At 68.7% G+C, this 20,473-nt stretch carries 18 protein-coding genes; 8 read left to right on the top strand and 10 right to left on the bottom strand.

Annotation, left to right across the window (positions count from 1 at the left end):
- Positions 1–139 precede the first annotated feature (139 nt).
- The 4 genes from OHB24_RS17985 to OHB24_RS17970 all read left to right on the top strand — a co-directional run bounded on the left by OHB24_RS17985 (position 140) and on the right by OHB24_RS17970 (position 4,006).
- Entirely contained in the window at positions 140–2,185 is a 2,046-nt protein-coding gene (locus tag OHB24_RS17985; RefSeq protein WP_327640192.1) for a glycosyltransferase family 39 protein, read from the top strand.
- 128 nt (positions 2,186–2,313) lie between these two features.
- Entirely contained in the window at positions 2,314–3,171 is an 858-nt protein-coding gene (locus OHB24_RS17980) for a bifunctional methylenetetrahydrofolate dehydrogenase/methenyltetrahydrofolate cyclohydrolase (RefSeq protein ID WP_327640191.1), read from the top strand.
- Between the two features lie 46 nt (positions 3,172–3,217).
- The gene (locus tag OHB24_RS17975) at positions 3,218–3,487 is read left to right on the top strand and encodes a DUF3017 domain-containing protein (RefSeq protein WP_327640190.1); all 270 of its coding nucleotides are present in this window, start codon (positions 3,218–3,220) and stop codon (positions 3,485–3,487) included.
- A gap of 45 nt (positions 3,488–3,532) precedes the next feature.
- A complete protein-coding gene (locus OHB24_RS17970; RefSeq protein ID WP_327640189.1) occupies positions 3,533–4,006 on the top strand; it encodes a GNAT family N-acetyltransferase in 474 nt (157 codons plus the stop codon).
- On the opposite strand, the gene fes is transcribed toward OHB24_RS17970, so the two are convergent.
- Genes fes through OHB24_RS17950 form a run of 4 tightly spaced genes read right to left on the bottom strand, consistent with a single transcriptional unit; the run spans position 3,993 to position 8,662 of the window.
- Positions 3,993–5,213 carry an enterochelin esterase gene (gene fes / locus OHB24_RS17965; protein WP_327640188.1) on the bottom strand — a complete coding sequence of 407 codons (1,221 nt, stop codon included), beginning with the start codon at positions 5,211–5,213 and terminating at the stop codon, positions 3,993–3,995. The genes OHB24_RS17970 and fes overlap by 14 nt on opposite strands.
- An 8-nt stretch (positions 5,214–5,221) precedes the next feature.
- Complete coding sequence (purH, locus tag OHB24_RS17960; RefSeq protein ID WP_327640187.1) at positions 5,222–6,781, bottom strand: bifunctional phosphoribosylaminoimidazolecarboxamide formyltransferase/IMP cyclohydrolase; 1,560 nt, start codon at positions 6,779–6,781, stop codon at positions 5,222–5,224.
- Positions 6,778–7,401 carry a phosphoribosylglycinamide formyltransferase gene (gene purN / locus OHB24_RS17955; protein ID WP_327640185.1) on the bottom strand — a complete coding sequence of 208 codons (624 nt, stop codon included), beginning with the start codon at positions 7,399–7,401 and terminating at the stop codon, positions 6,778–6,780. Before purN ends, purH begins: the two co-directional genes overlap by 4 nt.
- 10 nt (positions 7,402–7,411) lie before the next feature.
- Complete coding sequence (locus tag OHB24_RS17950; protein ID WP_327640184.1) at positions 7,412–8,662, bottom strand: cell division protein PerM; 1,251 nt, start codon at positions 8,660–8,662, stop codon at positions 7,412–7,414.
- Positions 8,663–8,837: 175 nt separating this feature from the next.
- Between OHB24_RS17950 and OHB24_RS17945 the strand changes: the two genes are divergently transcribed.
- Positions 8,838–10,166 carry a hypothetical protein gene (locus OHB24_RS17945; protein ID WP_327640183.1) on the top strand — a complete coding sequence of 443 codons (1,329 nt, stop codon included), beginning with the start codon at positions 8,838–8,840 and terminating at the stop codon, positions 10,164–10,166.
- A gap of 50 nt (positions 10,167–10,216) precedes the next feature.
- Here the strand turns inward: OHB24_RS17945 and sucD are convergent, their stop codons facing one another.
- Together sucD and sucC are read right to left on the bottom strand one after the other, a co-directional pair.
- The gene (gene sucD / locus OHB24_RS17940) at positions 10,217–11,107 is read right to left on the bottom strand and encodes a succinate--CoA ligase subunit alpha (RefSeq protein WP_327640182.1); all 891 of its coding nucleotides are present in this window, start codon (positions 11,105–11,107) and stop codon (positions 10,217–10,219) included.
- A 14-nt stretch (positions 11,108–11,121) separates the two neighbouring features.
- The gene (gene sucC / locus OHB24_RS17935; RefSeq protein ID WP_327640181.1) at positions 11,122–12,294 is read right to left on the bottom strand and encodes an ADP-forming succinate--CoA ligase subunit beta; all 1,173 of its coding nucleotides are present in this window, start codon (positions 12,292–12,294) and stop codon (positions 11,122–11,124) included.
- 130 nt (positions 12,295–12,424) lie between these two features.
- Between sucC and OHB24_RS17930 the strand changes: the two genes are divergently transcribed.
- Positions 12,425–14,074: a glycoside hydrolase family 13 protein gene (locus tag OHB24_RS17930; protein ID WP_327640180.1), complete on the top strand. Its 1,650-nt coding sequence runs from the start codon at positions 12,425–12,427 to the stop codon at positions 14,072–14,074.
- 193 nt (positions 14,075–14,267) lie between these two features.
- Here the strand turns inward: OHB24_RS17930 and OHB24_RS17925 are convergent, their stop codons facing one another.
- The 4 genes from OHB24_RS17925 to OHB24_RS17910 all read right to left on the bottom strand — a co-directional run bounded on the left by OHB24_RS17925 (position 14,268) and on the right by OHB24_RS17910 (position 18,374).
- A complete protein-coding gene (locus OHB24_RS17925; RefSeq protein WP_442913994.1) occupies positions 14,268–15,149 on the bottom strand; it encodes a carbohydrate ABC transporter permease in 882 nt (293 codons plus the stop codon).
- Complete coding sequence (locus tag OHB24_RS17920; protein ID WP_327640179.1) at positions 15,143–16,198, bottom strand: carbohydrate ABC transporter permease; 1,056 nt, start codon at positions 16,196–16,198, stop codon at positions 15,143–15,145. The genes OHB24_RS17925 and OHB24_RS17920 overlap by 7 nt, the downstream gene beginning before the upstream one ends.
- A gap of 97 nt (positions 16,199–16,295) precedes the next feature.
- A complete protein-coding gene (locus OHB24_RS17915; protein ID WP_327640178.1) occupies positions 16,296–17,624 on the bottom strand; it encodes an ABC transporter substrate-binding protein in 1,329 nt (442 codons plus the stop codon).
- 330 nt (positions 17,625–17,954) lie between these two features.
- The gene (locus OHB24_RS17910) at positions 17,955–18,374 is read right to left on the bottom strand and encodes a cobalamin B12-binding domain-containing protein (RefSeq protein WP_327640177.1); all 420 of its coding nucleotides are present in this window, start codon (positions 18,372–18,374) and stop codon (positions 17,955–17,957) included.
- Between the two features lie 133 nt (positions 18,375–18,507).
- Here OHB24_RS17910 and OHB24_RS17905 point away from each other — a divergent pair, with 133 nt between their 5' ends.
- Both OHB24_RS17905 and OHB24_RS17900 read left to right on the top strand, forming a co-directional pair.
- Complete coding sequence (locus tag OHB24_RS17905; RefSeq protein WP_327640176.1) at positions 18,508–19,359, top strand: esterase/lipase family protein; 852 nt, start codon at positions 18,508–18,510, stop codon at positions 19,357–19,359.
- 350 nt (positions 19,360–19,709) lie between these two features.
- Positions 19,710–20,471 carry a M23 family metallopeptidase gene (locus OHB24_RS17900; RefSeq protein WP_327640175.1) on the top strand — a complete coding sequence of 254 codons (762 nt, stop codon included), beginning with the start codon at positions 19,710–19,712 and terminating at the stop codon, positions 20,469–20,471.
- Positions 20,472–20,473: the final 2 nt, after the last annotated feature.

Genomic DNA, 20,473 nt, shown 5'->3' with positions numbered 1-20,473 from the left:
CAATAAACTACCTGCCCGAACCACGGCAAGAGCTCAGGCATTCCCGGCTCACAGCGAGCTCCCAGCCGACGCCCAGGGACGCCGAAGACCCACTTGTCATCGTCACCAGTGGAAGCCGTATGCCGAACTGGAGACGATCATGACGACGCTGCTCGAGCGACCTGTTGTGCAGGAACCGCCTGCCGATCCCCCTGTCCGACCGCCAGGGCGACTGCGCCGACTTGCGCGTGGGCCCGCCGAGCAGGCGGCGTACGTCCGTCCGGCGGCGCTGGCGATGCTGGCCGGTACGGCGCTGCTGTACCTGTGGAATCTGACCGCCTCGGGGTACGGGAACAGTTTCTACGCCGCCGCGGAGCTCGCCGGGACGCAGAGCTGGAAGGCGTGGCTGTTCGGGTCACTCGACGCGGGGAACGCGATCACGGTGGACAAGCCGCCGGGCGCGCTGTGGGTGGCGACCGCGTTCGCGCGGGTGTTCGGGTTCAACAGTTTCACGGTGCTGGCACCGCAGGCGTTCATGGGGATCGCGGCGGTCGGGGTGCTGTACCTGACCGTGAAGCGCGTCGCCGGTCCGGTCGCGGGGCTGATCGCGGGTAGTGCGCTGGCGTTGACGCCGGTCGCCGTCCTGATGTTCCGGTTCAACAACCCGGATGCGTTGCTCGTGCTGCTGATGGTGGCTGCGGCGTACTTCGTCGTACGGTCGCTGGAGAAGGCGTCAGCGCGGTGGCTCGCGCTGGCCGGGGTAGCGATCGGGTTCGCGTTCCTGACCAAGATGGGGCAGGCGCTGCTGGTGCTGCCGGCCTTCACGCTGGTGTACCTGATCGCGGCGCCGACATCGTTCCGCCGACGGTTGCTGCATCTGGTCGGCGCGCTGGGTGCGTTGATCGTGAGCGCCGGTTGGTACGTCGCGCTCGTTGAGCTCTGGCCCGCGTCGAGCCGTCCCTACATCGGTGGTTCGACCAACAACTCGCTGCTCGAACTCGCCCTCGGCTACAACGGGCTCGGGCGGCTGCTGGGTGGTTCTGGCAACGGCGGCGGCGGTGGAGGTGGCAGCACGAACACCGGGTTCGGCGGAAGCACCGGGATCACCCGGATGTTCGGGTCCGCGTTCGGTACCGAGATCTCCTGGTTGTTGCCTGCGGCATTGATCGCGCTGGTCGGCGGTCTGTGGCTGACGCGTCGCGCACCGCGGACCGACCTGGTCCGGGCCGGGCTGGTTTTGTGGGGCGGTTGGCTGCTCGTGACCGCGGGCGTCTTCAGCTTCATGAGCGGCACGATCCACCCGTACTACGCGGTCGCGCTCGCCCCGGCGATCGGCGGGCTGGTGGGGATGGGCATCTTCATCGCGTGGAAGCAGCGGGCTGCTCTGGCGGCTCGGCTCACGCTGGCGGCGATGGTGCTGGCGACGGGGGTTTGGGATTACGTGTTGCTCGGTCGTACGTCGGACTTCTTGCCGTGGGCGAAGTACGTCGTACTCGCGGCTGGTGCGATCGCTGCTCTCTCGGTGCTGGTCGGGTGGCGGCTTCGGCGGGTGCTGCCTGCTGTTGTTCTGGCGGTTCTGGTTTCGCTTGGGCTTGGGAGCACGGCGTACGCGGCGGCTACGGCGTCGCAGACGCACAACGGGTCGATCCCGACGTCGGGTCCGAGCAGCAGCGCCATGGGCGGCGGCGGTGGCGGCGGCACCCGCGGAGCCGGCGGCCCCGGCGGCACAGGCGCCCCCACCGGCACTCCCCCAAGCGGGTCAAACGGATCCACCGGCACCGGTTCGACCAGCTCGACCGGCACCGGCACGACGGGAGCGTCGGAGTCGGCGGGGAGCTCGGCGGATGGTGGGGGTGGGATGGGCGGCGACGCCTCTGCCAGCAGTGAGCTGACTGCTCTGCTGTCGAACACCACCACGACCTGGGCCGCCGCAACCAGCGGCTCGCAGTCGGCGGCCTCGCTCGAGCTCGCCACCGGCAAGTCCGTCATCGCCATCGGCGGCTTCAGCGGCACCGACGACGCACCCACCCTCGCGCAGTTCAAGGAATGGGTGGCCGAAGGCAAGATCTCGTACTACATCTCCGGCGGCCAAGGCGGCGGCGGTCGCAGCGGGTCCTCCGCCGCCAGCGAGATCCAATCCTGGGTCGAGTCGAACTACACGGCAACCACCGTCGGCAGCACCACCGTCTACAAACTGACGAGCTGAACCCCCAGCCCATCACAATCGCTCACCTCGGCCGGGCGGCCCACGTGGCCGCCCGGCCGACCTTCATTTGTGATGGCCTGGCGGTCCGGGTAGGGGCCTGGGGGTGGTGCGTGGCAGACTCTGGGGTCGTGACGGCGCAGATTCTGGATGGCAAGGCGACGGCGGCGGCGATCAAGGACGAGTTGAAGGTCCGGGTCGCGAAGCTCGCCGAGCAGGGCGTGGTGCCTGGGCTCGGCACGATCCTGGTGGGTGAGGACCCGGGCAGCCGGGCGTACGTGGCGGGCAAGCACCGCGACTGCGCGGCGGTCGGGATCTCCTCGATCCAGGTCGAGCTGCCGGACACCGCGACCCAGGACGAGATCGCCGCGAAGGTGCAGGAGCTCAACGACAACCCGGAATGCACCGGCTTCATCGTCCAGCTCCCGCTCCCCAAGCACGTCGACACGAACACGATCCTCGGCCTGATCGACCCCGCCAAGGACGCCGACGGCCTGCACCCGGTCAGCCTCGGCAAGCTCGTCCTCGGCCAGGACGGCCCGCTGCCGTGCACCCCGAAGGGCTGCGTGGAGATCCTCCGGCGGTACGACGTACCGATCGCCGGCGCGCACGTGGTCGTCGTCGGCCGCGGGGTGACCGCGGGACGGCCGATGGGGCTGCTGTTCACCCGGCGCAGCGAGAACGCGACCGTGACGCAGTGCCACACCGGCACGAAGGACCTCGCCGCTGTCGTGCGTACCGGCGACATCGTGATCGCCGCCGCGGGTTCGGCCGGCTTGATCACCGCGGACATGGTGAAGCCCGGCGCCGTACTGCTCGACGTCGGCACCAGCCGGAGCCCCGAGGGCAAGATCGTCGGCGACATCGAGACCGCGGCCCGAGAGCAGGCCGCCTGGATCGCGCCGATGCCCGGCGGTATCGGCCCGATGACCCGCGCGATGCTCCTCACCAACGTGGTGGAAGCCGCCGAAGCGAGCCTGCTCCAGTGATCCCCGGCAGTACGGCGTACGCGGTCGAGCTGGGTGTGGCGTGCTGATGGCGGGTGAGGCCCAGCGCCGGAGCCAATGGCCCCTGGCGTTGACGCTCCTGGTCGCACTCGCCGGCATGGTCGTGCTCTGGTTCTACAACTGGCGCAACGGCGTCTTCGTCTTCGCCGGCGCAGTGGGCCTCGCTGGCCTCCTGCGAGCCACCCTCTCCGACACGGCCGCAGGCCTCCTCCACGTCCGCAGCCGCATGTTCGACACCACCTTCCTCCTCCTGACTGCCGCCGCCATCGCAGTACTCGCCATCATCGTCCCCAACTGAGAAAGTCAGCTGCGGGAGACCGCCGGCATCGGAATAATCAGGCGGATGCTCACCCTTCGCCCTGCCACTGCTGACCACGGGCCGACGGTTGCCCGCATCTACGTCGACTCATGGAACGACGGTTTCCAAACGCTGATGCCGACCGCTGTGCTGGACGACGGCCGGATCGCGCGATGGTCCGAGACGCTTGCTGGCGGCAACTGGTGGGTTGCCGAGGTCGACGGCGTCATCGCGGGCTTCGTCGGGATCGGGCCGAGCCGGGACCCGATCGATCCCGACCTGGGCGAACTCGACACGATCGCCGTCGACCCGCCGTACTGGCGCCACGGAGTCGGCACCGCCCTCATGCAGAAAGCCCTTGAGGAACTAGCCGCCCAGTACGACGAAGCAATCCTCTGGACCCTCGCCAACTACCCCCAGGGCCAGACCTTCTACACCAAAACCGGCTGGACCCAATCCCCCGAAACCCGCGACAACGGCCACCAGGTCTCGTACCGCCGCACCTTCAACGAGCGCTGAGGACGATCAGGCCGTCAGCCAGGGAGCCGCGCCAGCAGGCGTAGTCGTGGCCGCCGTTGAACTCGACGTACTCGACCTCGTAGCCCTTGCTGCGCAGGATGGTTCGGAGATGACGGTTCGCGACCAGGATGGAGGGCCCCTGGCCGGGGCTTTGGCCGCGTTCCTGCAGGCCGGCCTCGAGGTGGAGCCGCACCGGTTGCCGCTCGGTCGCGGCGTACTGCCGGGTCAGCCACTCGTGCTCCTCGTCGCCCTCGGGGCGCCACCAGAACGACCCTGACTGCGAGATCACGTTGCCGAAGACATCCGGTCGTCGCAGCCCGGCGAACGCGGCGGCCTGACCGCCGTGGCTCTGGCCGGCCACGATCGTTCGTGCGGGATCGGTTGTGACGCGGTAGCGCTCCCGGATCCACGGCAGGAGCTCGTCCGTAAGGTAGGCCAGGAACGGCGCACCGCAAGGGAGCTCGCGGTCGCGGATCTCCTGGGTCAGGCTGTCGATGAGTACGGCGATCATCGGCGGGATCCGGCCGTCCCCGATGAGGTTGTCGAGGATCGCGGGAATCGGCATCGGGCCGAGAACCGTATCGCCGTCGAACAGCACCAGGAGCGGTAACGGCTCGTCCTCGGGCCGGTACCCAGGCGGCGTGTAGATCCAGATGCGACGCTCGTTGCCGAGAAGGTCACTCCGGTGCAGGTGCTGCACCAGCTCACCGCGCGGACCTTCGGGGCGCGCAGTGATCCACGGCTGTGCAGGTGCGTCTGGCAGTTCGGCCACCGAGACCACGGTGTGGCGGCTGCCCGTGGACTCGTCCTCGGGATAGACGAACGTCGCCGGGTTCAGCGGATCGGCGAACCAGTGCGCGGTCCGCTCGTACCAGTCCTCGATCTTGGCCGTCGGACTGTCCACGTCGTCGACGGCCAGACGATATGTGCAGCGAAGGTCCGCACGGACCCGGAACGTGAGATACCAGACGTCGGTTCCGGCCAGGTGGTGCATCCCGTTGGCCGGCGGATCCCAGCCGGCCGGTCCGCCGAACACCGAGACGCTCTTCACCGGCTCGCGCGCCCTGTAGAGGAACGTCAGCCAGACGTCGTCATCCGCGACCGGTTCGACCAGCGGCGTACCGCGCTCCGCGACTTCGGCCCAGAATTCGTCTGTCCGACTCGGATCGAGTTGCTGCAGGCGTGGACTGTCGATCCGGTCGGACACGGCGTCCCTCAGTGGAAGAAGTGGCGGGTTCCGGTGAAGTACATGGTGATGCCGGCTTTGGTGGCGGCTTCGATGGCGGCTTCGTCTCGGATGGAGCCGCCGGGCTGGACTACTGCTTTGACGCCGCCTTCGATGAGGACCTCCAGTCCGTCGGGGAAGGGGAAGAAGGCGTCGGAGGCGGCGACGGAGCCGGTGGCGCGGTCGCCGGCGCGGGAGACTGCGAGGCGGCAGGAGTCGACGCGGTTGACCTGGCCCATGCCTACGCCTACCGAGGCGCCGTCGGCGGCGAGCAGGATGGCGTTGGACTTGACCGCGCGGCATGCCTTCCAGGCGAAGGCGAGGTCGGCGAGCACCTCGTCGGAGGCAGGCGAGCCGGCGGCGAGCGTCCAGGCGGCCGGGTCGTCACCGGAAGCCTGGAAGCGGTCGCGGTGCTGCAGCAGCAGGCCGCCGCTGATCGCACGCAGCTCGACGGTCTCGTCCGCGGACACAGCAGGTGCGACGAGCAGCCGGATGTTCTTCTTCGCCTGCAGGATCTCGACGGCGCCGTCCTCGAAGGCAGGCGCGACCAGCACCTCGGTGAAGATCTCCGCGACCTGCTTCGCCAGGTCCACGGACACCGGGCGGTTCGTCGCGATCACACCGCCGTACGCCGACACCGGGTCGCACTCGTGGGCGCGCCGGTGGGCCTCCGCGATGTCCTTGCCGACGGCAATCCCGCACGGGTTGGCGTGCTTGATGATCGCCACCGCAGGCTCGCTGAAGTCATAGGCGGTACGCCGGGCCGCATCGGCGTCGACGTAGTTGTTGTACGACATCTCCTTGCCGTGCAGCTGCTCCGCCGCGGCCAGCCCGCCCCGCCCGTTCAGGTACAGCGCGGCCGGCTGATGCGGGTTCTCGCCGTACCGCAGTACGGCGGACTTCTCCCACGAAGCACCGACCCACGCGGGGAATCCGGACCCCTCGCTCGAGTCGGTGAGCACGTTGCCCATCCAGGACGCGACCGCGATGTCGTACTCCGCCGTGTGCACGAAGGCAGCAGCAGCCAACCGAGCACGCTCCTCGAGCGAGAAGCCGCCCTCCTCCAGCGCACTGAAAAGCGAGGGGTACTGGGCAGCCGACGTCACGACCGCGACGTTCGCGTGGTTCTTCGCCGCGCCGCGCACCATCGACGGCCCGCCGATGTCGATCTGCTCGATGCACTCGTCGACCGACGCGCCGGACGCGACCGTCTCGGTGAACGGGTACAGGTTGCTGATCAGCAGGTCGAACGGCTCGACCCGCATCTCCCGCAACTGTTCGACGTGGTCCGGCTTCCGCAGGTCCGCGAGCAGCCCCGCGTGCACCATCGGGTGCAGGGTCTTGACCCGCCCGTCCAGGCACTCCGGGAACCCGGTCAGCTCCTCGACCTTGGTCACCGGCACCCCGGCCGCCGCGATCCGTGCCGCGGTGGAACCGGTCGACACCAGCTGGACACCGGCGGCGTGCAGCGCGGAAGCGAGTTCCTCCAGACCGGTCTTGTCGTACACGCTGATCAGCGCGCGGCGGATCGGCCTGCGGTCGGTGCTCACTTCAGTCGAACCTTTCGTCCAGTGATAGTCCAGCCCTCCCGGACCAGGCGGCCGACCCACTCCACCAGTTGGCGGCGTTCGACGTCCTTGATCCGTTCGGTCAGGGCTTCTTCCGTGTCGTCGTCCTCGACCGGTACGACGACCTGCGCGATGATCGGCCCGGTGTCGACGCCGCCGTCCACGAAGAACAGCGTCGCCCCGGCGACCTTCACGCCGTACTCCAGCGCGTCCCGGGGACCGTGGATCCCGGGGAACGCCGGCAGCAGCGCGTTGTGGGTGTTGATGTAGCGGTCGCCGAAGGACTCCAGGAAGTCGTCGCCGACCAGCTTCAGGAACCCCGCCGACACCACCAGATCAGGCTTGTACTCCGCGACCGAAGAGGTCAGCGCCCGATCCCAGTCCGCTCGCTCCGCATAGGCCTTCACCTTGTGTACGAAGGTCGGCACCCCGGCGGCCGCGGCCCGGTCCAGGCCGGCGATCCCGTTGCGGTCGGCGCCGACGGCGACGACCTGAGCGCCGTACGCCGGGTCGGCGCAGGCGTCGAGCAGGGCCTGCAGGTTCGACCCCGAGCCCGACACGAGCACGACGAGGCGCGCAGAACCCGGGTCAGAAGCAGTCACGGCCGGAAGCCTATCGCCCGCTGTCGGCCTCTCCGTCAGCCGGTCGCCGCGCCGAGACCACCGCGGCCGTGATCGCGGCCCCGATCGCCATGCCTGCCGCCAGCACGCCGGCCGCCGGCAACGCCCCCGGGACTCCGACCGCGGCCATCCGCCCGGGCCCGGCCGATCCGCCCGACAGCGCCAGGAGCGCGAACACGATGACGCCCGCGACGAGCGCGGCGATCGCACCGCGCAGCGCGAACGCGTCCCACCCCAGCGCGTCAGCGTCCCGTTCCGCGAGCCCTCGCCGTACGACGACCAGCCCTGCGACCGCACCGGCGACCAGCGGCACCACGGCCGTCAGCACCAGGAGGTACGACGGGGTCGCGCCGTCAGCAGGTACCGCAGCCAGCAGCGGGAGCGCCGGCAGACTCCCCACGTCCACGCCGGTCGGCGCGATCGTCGTACCGACTCCCAGCTGGAACCCGGGGCCGGCAAGGAAGGCGACGACGTACAGGACCATGTTCGGCATCAGCATCAGGCAGATCGCGAACAGCACGACAGACCCGATCGCGCCGGCGTTCAGGAGTTCGAGCATCCCGGTGATCCGGGAGAAGTGGATCGCGAGCAGTACGCCGTACAGCAGCGAGGCGATCGCGATCACGGTCAGGACAGCGGCGATCGCGGCGGCTACGGCGTCCCGCAGACCGGCCGGTGTGGCGTCCGCGAGGTCCTCGGCCGCTCCGGACTCGATCGCGATGCCCGCGAGCCCGGCCACCAGCGCCAGCGAGAACGCGCCCAGGAACGCGGACAGCGGCGAGACCTTCAGCGAGCCCTCCGCCGTGAGCAACGCCACGACGAGCCCGCCGAGGCCGTAGACGAGCGCGAACGCTCCGGCCAGCGAGATCAGGTCCCGGGTCCGGTCGGCCGCGCTGGACCGGGCCGCCGACTTGCCTCCGCGGTACAGGCACCAGGCGAAGAACAGGGTCAGGCCGAGCGGCGCGATGCTGATCCTGCCCGTGCCGATCGTCACACCAGCTTTGTGCGCGATCAGCCAGGCCGACGCTCCGGCCCGGACCGCGCCCGAGGCGCCGCCGAAGGTCGCGCCCAGCCAGCCGACGACGGCGACCGCCGCGCAGGTGAGCAGGCCGGTCAGCAGACACGCTCCGGCGGAGATCACGGCCGCCACGACCAACGGCTTGGTCTGGGCGGTGATCTCCGACGTCTGCGCAGCGCTCGTATCGCCGTCCCGCGCGCCCGGGCGGCTCAGCATGTCGGTCATCTGACTCCCATCGTCTCCCCGGGCACGGACGCCACTCGTCCTGACACGCCGGATGTGGGAGACTTCAGCCCGCCTGCTCACGCTCAGTTCACACCTGTTCGCCTGTTGGTAGCTGAGTGGGAGCAGCGTGGGTTCACCCGGTACTGTCGGGTGGAATCAGTCAGGAGGACGAGCTTTGGCCGGTTCCCACCGCGCATCACGCGGCGGCGGTCGCGCCGCTGCCCGGGAGGCGCGTCGCCAGAAGGCGCGCAAGCGGAACCAGACGATCGCAGCAGGCGTCGCGGTCGTGGTGCTGGTCGGCGGCGGCGGTGTCGCCGCGCTGAACGCGTTCGGCGGCGACAAGGAGCCCGGCGCGAAGTCGGGCAACGGCCCGTCGGACGACAAGCCGACCAATTCCGACGTACTCGCCGACGACAAGGCGCTGCTGGACGCCGCGGGCGCGAAGACGCTCGGCGCGACCGGCACCTGGGCGGTCACCAAGACGGCGGACGGCGACTCGGCCCCGGACAACGCGTTCGCCTGCCAGTCGCAGCGGTTCGCCGACCCGTCCGGCCTGCGGACCTGGGTCCGCACCCTGCAGAACTCGACCACCAAGGACACCGCCGTCCAGTACGTCGACGTGTCGAACGACAAGGCCACCGCCGCGAAGACCTACAACACCGTCGTCCACTGGCTCAGCCAGTGCACGACGCCGCAGACCCGGTTGTCGGCCGGTTACGTGACCACCGGCGTCGGCGACCGCGGCGTGATCGCCGTCTTCGGGCAGGTTCCCGGCGCGAAGACGAAGTACAAGACCGTCGCGGTCACTCTCGCCGGGCAGGCGACCATGGTCATCGAGCACGACACGATGGCCGCGACGCCGCCCCGGCCGGACCTGGTGCTGGCCACCGCGAGCGCGGCGGCAAAGAAGATCTGCGCCCAGACCGGCGGCTGCGCCAGCGGCGCCCCGATCGCGAAACCGGCCCTGCTGCCGAACGTAGACACCCCGGGCTTCATGGCGTCGGTCGACCTGCCGCTGCTGGACGAGATCGACAAGCCGTGGGTGAGCGCCCCCGCGACAAGCAACGACGGCACCGGCTGCGAGAAGCTCGGCCTCAAGAAGTCGAAGGCGAAGTACGGCACGGTCACGTACGTGACGCCGGAGGCGAAGGTGCCGACCGAGTTCGGGTTCGACGACACGGTCCTCAAATTCGCCACCCCGACCGCGGCCGCGAGCTACGTCAGCCAGATCAAGAAGAACGTCGACGCCTGCGAGAAGAACGTCTCGAACGCGAAGGTCGAGTCGACCGGGACGGTCAAGACCAACACCATCACGGGCAAGAGCTGGAAGGCGACGTACGACACCGGCGACGGGAAGAAGTTCGTCTACCGGATCGGGATCGCCGGCTCCGGGAACCGGGCGGTCTACGTGCTGTTCCCGGTGCTGAAGCAGCTGGACCTCACCGACGCGGCGTTCAACGACACGCTCGCCCGCGCGGCCGACCGCTCCGCCGCCTACAAGTAGAAACGGGACCCACCCCGTCAGGGGCAGGTCCCGCTTCACACGCCTGGCAGTTACTTGTTCAGGCCCTGCATGATCTCGCGCATCAGGTTGGCGGTCTCGGACGGCGTCTTGCCGACCTTCACACCGACGGCCTCGAGGGCCTCCTGCTTCGCGGCCGCCGTACCGGACGAGCCGGAGACGATCGCGCCGGCGTGGCCCATCGTCTTGCCCTCCGGCGCGGTGAAGCCCGCGACGTACCCGACGACCGGCTTGGTCACGTTCTCCTTGATGAACGCGGCCGCCCGCTCCTCGGCGTCACCGCCGATCTCACCGATCATCACGATCGCGTCGGTGTCCGGGTCGTCCTGGAACGCCCGCAGCGCGTCGATGTGCGTGGTCCCGATGATCGGGTCGCCGCCGATCCCGATCGCGGTCGAGAACCCGAAGTCCCGCAGCTCGTACATCATCTGGTAGGTCAGCGTGCCCGACTTCGACACCAGACCGATCCGGCCCTGGCCGGCGATGTCGGCCGGGATGATGCCGGCGTTCGACTCGCCCGGGGTGATGATGCCGGGGCAGTTCGGGCCGATGATCCGGGTCTTGCCGGACGCCTGCGCGGCGGCGAAGAACGCGGCGGTGTCGTGCACCGGCACGCCCTCGGTGATCACCACGACCAGCGGCACCTCGGCCTCGACGGCCTCCAGTACGGCGTCCTTGGTGAACTTCGGCGGGACGAAGATGACCGACACGTTCGCGCCGGTCTCCTTGACCGCGTCGGCGACGGTGCCGAACACCGCGACCGCCTTGCCGTCGAAGTCCTGGCTCTGGCCCGCCTTGCGCGGGTTCACGCCGCCGACGATGTTGGTGCCCGAGGCGAGCATCCGGGTGGTGTGCTTGGTGCCCTCGGAGCCGGTCATGCCCTGGACGATGACCTTGCTGTCCTTGGTCAGGAAGATAGACATTGTTCGGCGATCCCTTACTTCGCAGCCAGCTCGGCGGCGCGCTTGGCGGCGCCGTCCATCGTGTCGACCAGCTCCAGACCGGCCAGGCCGGCCTCGTCGAGGATGCGGCGGCCCTCCTCGGCGTTGTTGCCGTCCAGCCGGACGACCAGCGGCTTGGTGACGGCCTCGCCGCGGCTCGACAGCAGCTCGAACGCCTGCACGATGCCGTTCGCGACCGCGTCACAGGCGGTGATGCCGCCGAAGACGTTCACGAACACGCTCTCCACCTGCGGGTCGGAGATGATGATCTCCAGGCCGTTGGCCATCACCTCGGCCGAAGCGCCACCACCGATGTCGAGGAAGTTGGCGGGCTTCTGGCCGCCGAACTCCTCGCCGGCGTACGCGACGACGTCCAGGGTGCTCATGACGAGACCCGCGCCGTTGCCGATGATGCCGACCGAACCGTCCAGCTTCACGTAGTTCAGGCCCTTGGCCTTGGCCGCCGCCTCCAGCGGGTCGGCCGCCGAGACGTCCTCGAACTCGGCGTGGTCCGGGTGCCGGAACTCCGCGTTCTCGTCCAGCGTGACCTTGCCGTCGAGCGCCTCGACGTTGCCGTCCTCGAGCTTGACCAGCGGGTTCACCTCGACCAGCGAGGCGTCCTCGCCGATGAACACGTCGTACAGCTTGACGATCTCCGGTACAACGGCGTCGATCACGTCGGCCGGGTACTTCGCGGCGACCGCGATCTCGCGGGCCTTCGCCTCGTCCACACCGGTCGCCGGGTCGATCGAGATCTGCGCGACCGCGTCCGGGTTGGTGTGCGCGACCTCCTCGATCTCGATGCCGCCGGCGGCGGAGGCGATGCAGAGGTAGTTGCGGTTGGCCCGGTCGATCAGGAACGAGAAGTAGTACTCCTCGCTGATCGCCGCGGCCGGGACGATGTTCAGGATCTTGACGACGTGACCCTTGATGTCCAGCCCGAGGATCTCGCGGGCCTTCTCCTCGGCCTCGTCCGGGCTGCTCGCCAGCTTGACGCCGCCGGCCTTGCCGCGCCCACCGGTCTTGACCTGGGCCTTCACGACCACCCGGCCGCCGATCTTCTCGGCCGCCGCGCGGGCTTCCTCCGGAGTCGTGACGACCGCACCCACGGTCGTCCGCACTCCGTGCTTGGCGAAGACCGTCTTCGCCTGGAATTCCATCAGATCCACGAGTGTGGTCCCTCTCTCGCCTGTACGGGGGCTTCTGACAGTAGCCACCCTCGTGCCGCGAGCAACAGGCGGGGTCCCGGCTGAGACGACCGTCACAGCCTCCCCCAGGTCCCATGTCAGGCTAGATCACATGACCGATCCTGAGATCAGACCAGCTGACGACTGGTGGCGTAGCGCCGTCGTCTACCAGGTGTACCCGCGCTCGTTCGCCGACGCCGACGGCGACGGGACCGGCGACGTGAACGGGATCCGCGCCCGGCTGCCGTACCTCGCCGAGCTCGGCGTCGACGCGATCTGGATCAGCCCGTGGTACCCGTCCCCGCTGCTCGACGGCGGGTACGACGTCGCCGACTACCGCGACATCAACCCGGAGTTCGGCACCCTCGCGGACGCGGACGCGCTGATCACCGAGGCGCACGCGCTCGGCCTGCGGATCCTGATCGACCTGGTGCCGAACCACTGCTCGTGGGACCACCCGTGGTTCAAGGCCGCGCTGGCGGCGGGCAAGGGCTCTCCGGAGCGGGACCTGTTCTGGTTCCGGGACTCCGAGGACGGCCTGCCGCCGACCAACTGGCCGGCCGCGTTCGGCGGCGGCGCCTGGCAGCAGATCAGTGATGATTCAGGGGACGGCCAGTGGTACCTGCACCTCTTCGACATCTCCCAGCCGGACTGGAACTGGGACAACCCGAAGGTGATCGAGGAGTTCGACGCGATCCTGCGGTTCTGGTTCGACCGCGGTGTCGACGGGTTCCGGATCGATGTCGCCGACTCGATGGCGAAGGACCCGGCGTTGCCCGACGTACCGCTGCACAACGGGGAGCCGACGCGGGAGAAGTACGTCGGGAACCCGTTCTACGACCAGCCCGGGGTGCACACCATCCACCAGCGCTGGCGCGCGATCGCCGACGAGTACGCCGATACGCCGCAAGGGCCCCGGGTCTTCGTGGCGGAGGCGTGGTTGTCGCCGGCCGAGCGGCTGGCGCAGTACGTCCGGCCGAACGAGCTGCACTCCGCCTTCAACTTCGACGCCCTGCGCGCGGCGTGGGACGCGAAGGAGCTGCGTGAGGTCATCGACCACACCACCGACAACCTGTGGGCGGTCGGCGCGCCGGCGACGTGGGTGCTGAGCAACCACGACACGATCCGGCACCGCACGCGGTACGGCCGCGATCGGAAGGACGCTCTGGAAGGCGCAGGCGTCGTACCGACGGATCTGGAGCTCGGGCGGCGCCGGGCACGGGCCGCCGCGCTGCTGGAACTGGCGCTGCCCGGTGGCGCGTACATCTACCAGGGTGACGAGCTCGGGCTGCCCGAGGTCGAGGACCTGCCTGAGGACGTGCTCGACGACCCGACCTGGGAGCGCTCGGGTCACACGGTCCGCGGGCGCGACGGCTGCCGGGTCCCGATCCCGTGGTCCGGCTCCGAGCCGCCGTACGGCTTTGGCGCCGGCACCGCGCAGCCGTGGCTGCCGCAGCCGTCCGACTGGGCCGGTCTGACCGCCGAGGCCCAGGCCGGAGACCCCGATAGCCACCTCAGTCTCTACAAGGCGGCTCTCAAGATCCGTCGCGAACACCCGGCCCTCGGAGAAGGTCGCCTCGTCTGGGACCCGGACGCCGCCGACGGCATCCTCTCGTTCACCCGCGACCCCGGCTTCCGCTGCGTCGTGAACGTCAGCGACGGCCCGATCGCCCTGCCCGCTCACGAGAAGATCCTGCTGAGCAGCGAGCCCCTGCCGAACGGCGAGCTCCCGGTGGACACCACCGTCTGGCTCCAGGTCTGACGCAAGAGAAACGGCCGGAGCGTTGGCTCCGGCCGTTTCTTGTTTCAGCGGTTCCGTAGGCGGTCGCGGTCGTCCCGATCGCGACGGTCCCGATCCTCTCGGTCCCGGCGGTCGCGGTCCTCCCGGTCCCGGCGGTCCCGTTCCTCCCGGTCCCGGCGGTCCCGATCTTCTCGGTCCCGCCGGTCCCGCCAACTCATTTCACGCCACCTGCCGTGAGGCCGGCGACGATACGGCGCTGGAACAGCAGTACAGCGATCACGAGCGGGATCGTGACCACCACACCGGCGGCCATCTGGCTGCCGAACGGTTGGTCGCGTCCCGTCGTACCGGTGAACTGCGAGACGATCACGTTCGCCGTCTGGATCGACTTCTTGTTGGTCATGCTCAGCGCGATCAGGAACTCGTTCCAGGCCGCGATGAACGTGATGATGGCGGTGGTGAACACACCGGGCGCCGCCAGCGGGATGATGACCTTGCGGAACGCCTGGGCCGGCGTACAGCCGTCCACCATCGCCGCCTGCTCCAGCTCCTGCGGCATCTGCCGGAAGAACGAGGTCAGGTTCCACACCGCCAGTGGCAGCGCGAACGACAGGCTCGGCACGATCATCGCCTGGTAGGTGTTGATCCACTTGATGTCGACGAACAGCTTCAGCAGCGGCACCACGAGCGAGATGCCCGGGAACATCGACGTGGTGATGATGATCGCCAGTACGACGTTCTTGAACTTGAAGTCCAGCCGCGCCAGCGTGTACGCCGCGATCATGCCGATGATCAGCGTCAGGATCGTCACCGTCCCGGCCACGATCAGGCTGTTCAGCAGACCCCGGCCGAAGCCGTTGGCACCGGCGAACACGTCCTTGAAGTTCTGGATCGAGAACGGCGCCGGGATGATGTCGTTCGAGAACTGGTCGGACGGCCGGCGGAACGCCGACACCACCATCCAGTAGAACGGCAGCAAGCAGTACAGGACGATGACCACGACGCCGATCAGCGGCGCGTACCGACGCAGCGCGCTGGTCTCGGCCGTCTTGAGCTTGCCGCCACCGGCGGGTGCAGTTGCCGTTGCCATCAGAATCCACCTCCACCGGATGCCACAGCACCGACCGAGGCGTTGGTCGTGTCCTGGACCGCGTTCTTCTTGTTCCACCGCTTGCCGTTACCGCCGCCCGGCTTCTTGACCCGGGCCTCGCCGATGACATCGGCGCCGAGGATCTTCACGAACAGGTAGGCGACCACGGCGACGTACAGGAACAGCACCGTCGCATAGGCCGCCGCCGGCCCGAATCTGGTATTGGAAGCTTCGTCGTAGGCCAGCATCGACAGCGTCTCGACCGAGTTCTTGTGCTGGCCGACCAGGACGAACGGCAGGTCGAAGATCCGCAGCGTGTCGAGGATCCGGAACAGCACTGCCACCAGCAGCGCCGGCTTCACCAACGGCAGCGTGATCCGGGTGAACGTCTTCCAGGCGTTGGCTCCATCCACCTTCGCGGCCTCGTAGACCTCGGCCGGGATGGTCTGCAGCCCGGCCAGGACCAGGAGGCCGATGAACGGTGCGGTCTTCCAGGTGTCCGCGATCACCACCGAGAGCTTCGACTGCCAGCCCTCCGTCGACCACAGCACCTGGGAACCGATCAGGGTGTTGGCGATGCCGTCGGCCTGGAAGATCCACTTCCAGAGCAGCGCCGAGATGACGGTCGGGATCGCCCACGGGACCAGGATGCTGGCCCGGACGAGGCCCCGCCCCTTGAACGCCTTGGCCATGATCAGCGCCATCGCGACGCCGAGGACCGTCTCCAGGACGACACACACCACGGTGAAGAACGTCGTGTTGTAGAACGCGTTCCAGAACCGGTCGCCGGTCTCGCCGCGGAAGATGTCCAGATAGTTGTCGAGCCCGACGAACGTCGAGCCCTTGACGATGAAGCCGTTCTCGTCGAGCCGCTGACCGCTCTGGAACAGCGATTCACGCAGTGCCGAGATGATCGGGAACAGCACCACCACGGCGAGCACGAGCAGCGTCGGGGAGAGCAGCGTCGCGGCCAGCCGGCCGGTGCCCTCGTCGAACCGTTGCTCCCGCTTCGGTTTCTTGGCCGGTCGTTCCGTGACCGGCGCGGTTGCAGTCACCTGTGCCTCCTTAGTTTCCCGGGCGAAACCCGGGCAGGGACTGGCCGGGGCCGGTGCGTGGTCAGGACATCACCACCCACCGGCCCCGGCACGACGGTCAGTTCGTGATGAGCGTCTGCAGCTTGGTCTGCAGGTCGGCCAATGCCTTGTCCGGCGTCACCGTCGAGCCCGGCTTCAGCGCGTCGTACGCCGCCGCCTGGATGGCGGCCGTCACGTCGCCGTACTTGACCACCCGCGGCCGCGGCTGCGCACCGAGGATGGAGGCCTTCAGCGGCGTCAGGTACGGGAACTGCTTGGTCAGCGCCGGGTCGTCGTACAGCGAGGCCCAGCTCGGCGCCTGCGACGTCTTCTCGATGTTCGCCTTCTGGCGCTCTTCGCTCGCCATGAAGTTGATGAAGTCGAGCGCGGTCGCCTTGTTCTTGGCGAACGAGTTGATCGCGTAGTCGTGGCCACCGAGCGAGGAGACGCCCGGACCGGTCTTGCCCGGCAGCGGTGCGACCCCGAACTTACCGGCCACCTTCGAGGAGCCGTCGGTCTTGTTCGCCAGCGCGTACACGTACGGCCAGTTGCGGTGGAAGAGCAGCTTGCCTTCCTGGAAGGCGCGGCGGCCTTCCTCTTCCTTGTAGGTGATCGCGGCCTTCGGGATGGCGCCGGCCTTGAAGCCGTTCACCAGTTCCTCGAGACCGGCCTTGGCCTCCGGGGTGTTGACGTTCGGCTTGCCGTCCTTGTCGACGATCACGCCGCCGGCCGAGTTGATCGCCTCGGCGAAGTTGACGGTCAGGCCCTCGTACTTCTCGTACTGGCCCGCGTAGCAGCTCATGCCCTTGGCCTCGGGCAGCGCGGCCACCTTCTGGCAGGCGGCGAGCATCTCGTCCCAGGTCTTCGGAGCGTCCGCGATACCGGCCTTGGTCAGCAGGTCCTTGCGGTAGTAGAGCAGGCCGCCGTCGGAGGTCACCGGCACGCCGTACAGCTTGTCGCGGTACTTCGCCGTCTCCACCGTTGCCGGGATCAACTTGCCCAGGTCGGGGACCTTGTCCTCGGGGATCTGGGTGACCCACTGGTTCGCCGCGAACTCCGACGTCCAGACAACGTCCATCGACAGCACGGTGAACGCGTCGGACTGGGCCTGCGCGTTCTGGATCATCTGCTGCCGCTGCGCGTTGGCGTCCTCGGGGAGCTCCTTGAGCTCCACCTTCTCGTTCGGGTGCGACGCATTCCAGGCATTGAGCTGGTTCTGCAGGTTTCCGGACGTGTCCTTGCCACTGGCAAGGGTGATCGGTCCCCGGCCCTCGAGCGCTGCGGCCGAGCTGCCCCCGCTACCGCTGCTTCCGTCGTCGCCACCACCACACGCGGTGGCGAGCAGCGCAAAGCTGCTTGCGACGGCAACAAATGCCGTCCTGCGTGCGTGTGATCGTTCAAACCTCATCGTTTACCTGCCCTCTCCCGATGGGACGTCGCTTGGTCCTGCGGCGGCCGATCGCAATCCCCCACCACGCTGCGATCCGCCATGTCCGGACAGTAACCGAGATCGGGGGCGATGTGTTCTGAGCCACACACATGTTCCGTCTCGGCGGTCTCTGAACCGGACAGCCGCATGGCTGTATGCGACCGCGTTTGGGAAGCCCGCACAACCGGGTATTTCTTAACGATTCGGTATTACCGATTAGTAACCTGACTGAACCGGGCAGGACCGTTCAGAACGACTCCAGGCAGTCGTCATCACGCTCCGGAGCGGATTCGCGACTCCGTCAGGCCCTCAGGCCGGGGAGGCCGACGCGTCGCCGACGTTGCCGCGCACCCACTCGACGATCTCGGTGGTCGTCGCACCCGGGGTGAAGATCTTGTGGACGCCGAGTTCGGCCAGCGGCTGCAGGTCGGCGTCCGGGATGATGCCGCCGCCGAACACCACGATGTCCTCGGCGTCCCGCTCGGTCAGCAGTTCGCGGACCCGCTTGAACAGCGTCATGTGCGCGCCGGACAGCACCGACAGCCCGATCGCGTCGGCGTCCTCGGCGATCGCGGTCTCGACGATCTGCTCCGGGGTCTGGTGCAGCCCGGTGTAGATGACCTCCATGCCGGCGTCCCGCAGGGCACGGGCGACGACCTTGGCGCCACGGTCATGACCGTCCAGACCGGGCTTGGCGACGACAACGCGCAACGGGCTCGTAGCAGACATGTGGGCAGGCTAACCGCTGCGTTCCTCACGGATAAGACACGACGGCGTGTGTTCCCCCACACGCCGAACGGGAACCGGTTACCGTTGAAAGTGATCGGACCACCGGGGGGTCTGGTTTGGTGAGGAGGCGCGCATGGGCTCCTGGCAGGACGAGGTCCGCGGCGCACTGGACGGACTCGCGTACGGCGCCCGCTCCGCACTCTCGCCCACCGTGCTGCACGGCGCGGCGGTCGAGCTCGGCTGGCTGACCACGCACCTGGCGATGTACCCACTCGGCCTGGTCAGCAATTCTCCCGCGCTCCCCGCGCGGCTGAACCTGACCGGCCTCGGCCCGGCCCAGCGCGGCCTGCTGGTCAGCGACATCCGGGCGGCCGGTACGCCGATCCTGCTCGCGCACGGGATCATCGACAACCACACGGTCTTCGCGATGATGCGCCGGCATCTGGTGCGACGAGGATTCAGCAGCATCCACACGTTCTCGTACTCACCCCTGACGCTGGACGTACGTCGTACGGCCGAGCGGATGGGCCGTGAGATCGAAGCGATCTGCGAGGCGTCCGGATCCGACCAGATCCACGTGATCGGGCACAGCCTCGGCGGGCTGATCGCTCGGTACTACATCCAGCGCCTCGGCGGCGACGCACGCGTGCACACCTGCGTGACGCTGGGGACGCCGCACCAGGGCACGGCGGCGGCCAAGCTGCTGCCGTGGCCGCTGGTGAAGCAGGTCCGGCCGGACAGCGACCTGATGGCGGAGCTGGACGAGCCGGCGCCAGACTGCCGGACCCGGTTCGTCGCGTTCTACAGCGACGTCGACCAGTTGATCGTGCCGCAGCGGCGGGCCCGGATCAGGCACCCCGACCTGGTCGCGACCAATGTCCGGGTCCACGGCGTGGGCCACCTGTCCTTGCCGTTCCACGGCGAGGTCGTACACCGCATCACCGGCGTACTGGCCCACCTGGACGAAGAGCCCAGAACTGCCTGACCAGGAAGCCTTCTGGGCGATTCGGGCGGATGCACGTGCAGCGGCTCATGCAAAGGTTTCGTGAAGGACGTGCGGAAAAGTGGGTGGCGGGGTTTGTCACCCCGTGACCCTTCCGTTATGGTCTGTGAGTCCTCCCGGGGAATAAACCCCCCGAGAGGAGGAGAGAGCTTCCCCCTCGCTCTCCCCAAGCCCCTCCCCTGTGACCGAAAGGCCACGTTGTGTCCCAGCACCGTGCCGCGGGAGACCGCGTCACGCCCGGCAACGCTGCGCGCAAACCCGGCGCAGGACGTCACAGTGCCAAGCATCGCGTCGCCAGGCGTAATACCCCCACCAGCTCCCAGATCGTCGGTTTGACCGCTGCGCTCGCCGCGGCAGCCGGAGCTGTCGGCTTCAGCCACAGCACGCTGGCGTCACCGACCCAGGCGAACTCCGCGGTGAACCTCGCCGCCCTCAGCCTGGACAGCGGGCAGCAACTGTCGGGGATCACCACCGCACGCATCCAGGCGCGCCAGCTCGCCACCCGTGACTCCTCCCGGGTCCAGCTGGCCGACACGACGACCACCAAGAAGCAGTCCGCCGCCGCGAAGCTGGCCCAGGCCCGCGCCGCGAAGCTGAACGCCACCCAGGCCCTCACCGCGAAGCGCGCGAGCGCCCTGGCCACCGCGAAGGCGAAGCAGGAAGCCGCCGAGCAGAAGGCCCGCGAGTCCGCCACCCGCTGCGAGCTGATGGTCTCCGGCTACCACATCACCGCGACGTTCGGGCAGGGCGGCACCCGCTGGGCCCGCAACCACACCGGCACCGACTTCGCCGCCCCGATGGGCACCCGGATCGGCGCCGTGATGAAGGGCGTCGTGATCTTCGCCGACTGGGCCGGCCCGTACGGCCGTCAGGTCCAGGTCCGGCACGAGGACGGCACCGTCACCTGGTACAACCACATGTCGAAGTTCAGCGTCGAGGTCGGCGAGACCGTGTACGCCGGTGACCAGGTCGGTGCGATCGGGATGACCGGTAACACCACCGGCCCGCACCTGCACTTCGAGGTCCACCCGGACGGCGGCGAGGCGATCAACCCGATGCCGTGGCTGCGCAACCACTGCGGCCTCAACCCGTAATT

This window comes from Kribbella sp. NBC_00482, from assembly GCF_036013725.1.
GTDB lineage: Bacteria > Actinomycetota > Actinomycetes > Propionibacteriales > Kribbellaceae > Kribbella.
The sequence above is the reverse complement of the archived record's forward strand: the minus strand, read 5'-3'. Positions and strand labels throughout refer to the sequence as shown.

What these genes read in the sequence shown, in the direction of transcription:
- OHB24_RS17985 (WP_327640192.1), top strand. Translation starts at nt 140, where the DNA reads ATGACGACGCTGCTCGAGCGACCTGTTGTGCAGGAACCGCCTGCCGAT.
- OHB24_RS17975 (WP_327640190.1), top strand. Translation starts at nt 3,218, where the DNA reads ATGGCGGGTGAGGCCCAGCGCCGGAGCCAATGGCCCCTGGCGTTGACG.
- OHB24_RS17970 (WP_327640189.1), top strand. Translation starts at nt 3,533, where the DNA reads ATGCTCACCCTTCGCCCTGCCACTGCTGACCACGGGCCGACGGTTGCC.
- OHB24_RS17950 (WP_327640184.1), bottom strand. Translation starts at nt 8,662, where the DNA reads ATGACCGACATGCTGAGCCGCCCGGGCGCGCGGGACGGCGATACGAGC.
- sucD (WP_327640182.1), bottom strand. Translation starts at nt 11,107, where the DNA reads ATGTCTATCTTCCTGACCAAGGACAGCAAGGTCATCGTCCAGGGCATG.
- OHB24_RS17930 (WP_327640180.1), top strand. Translation starts at nt 12,425, where the DNA reads ATGACCGATCCTGAGATCAGACCAGCTGACGACTGGTGGCGTAGCGCC.
- OHB24_RS17915 (WP_327640178.1), bottom strand. Translation starts at nt 17,624, where the DNA reads ATGAGGTTTGAACGATCACACGCACGCAGGACGGCATTTGTTGCCGTC.
- OHB24_RS17910 (WP_327640177.1), bottom strand. Translation starts at nt 18,374, where the DNA reads ATGTCTGCTACGAGCCCGTTGCGCGTTGTCGTCGCCAAGCCCGGTCTG.
- OHB24_RS17905 (WP_327640176.1), top strand. Translation starts at nt 18,508, where the DNA reads ATGGGCTCCTGGCAGGACGAGGTCCGCGGCGCACTGGACGGACTCGCG.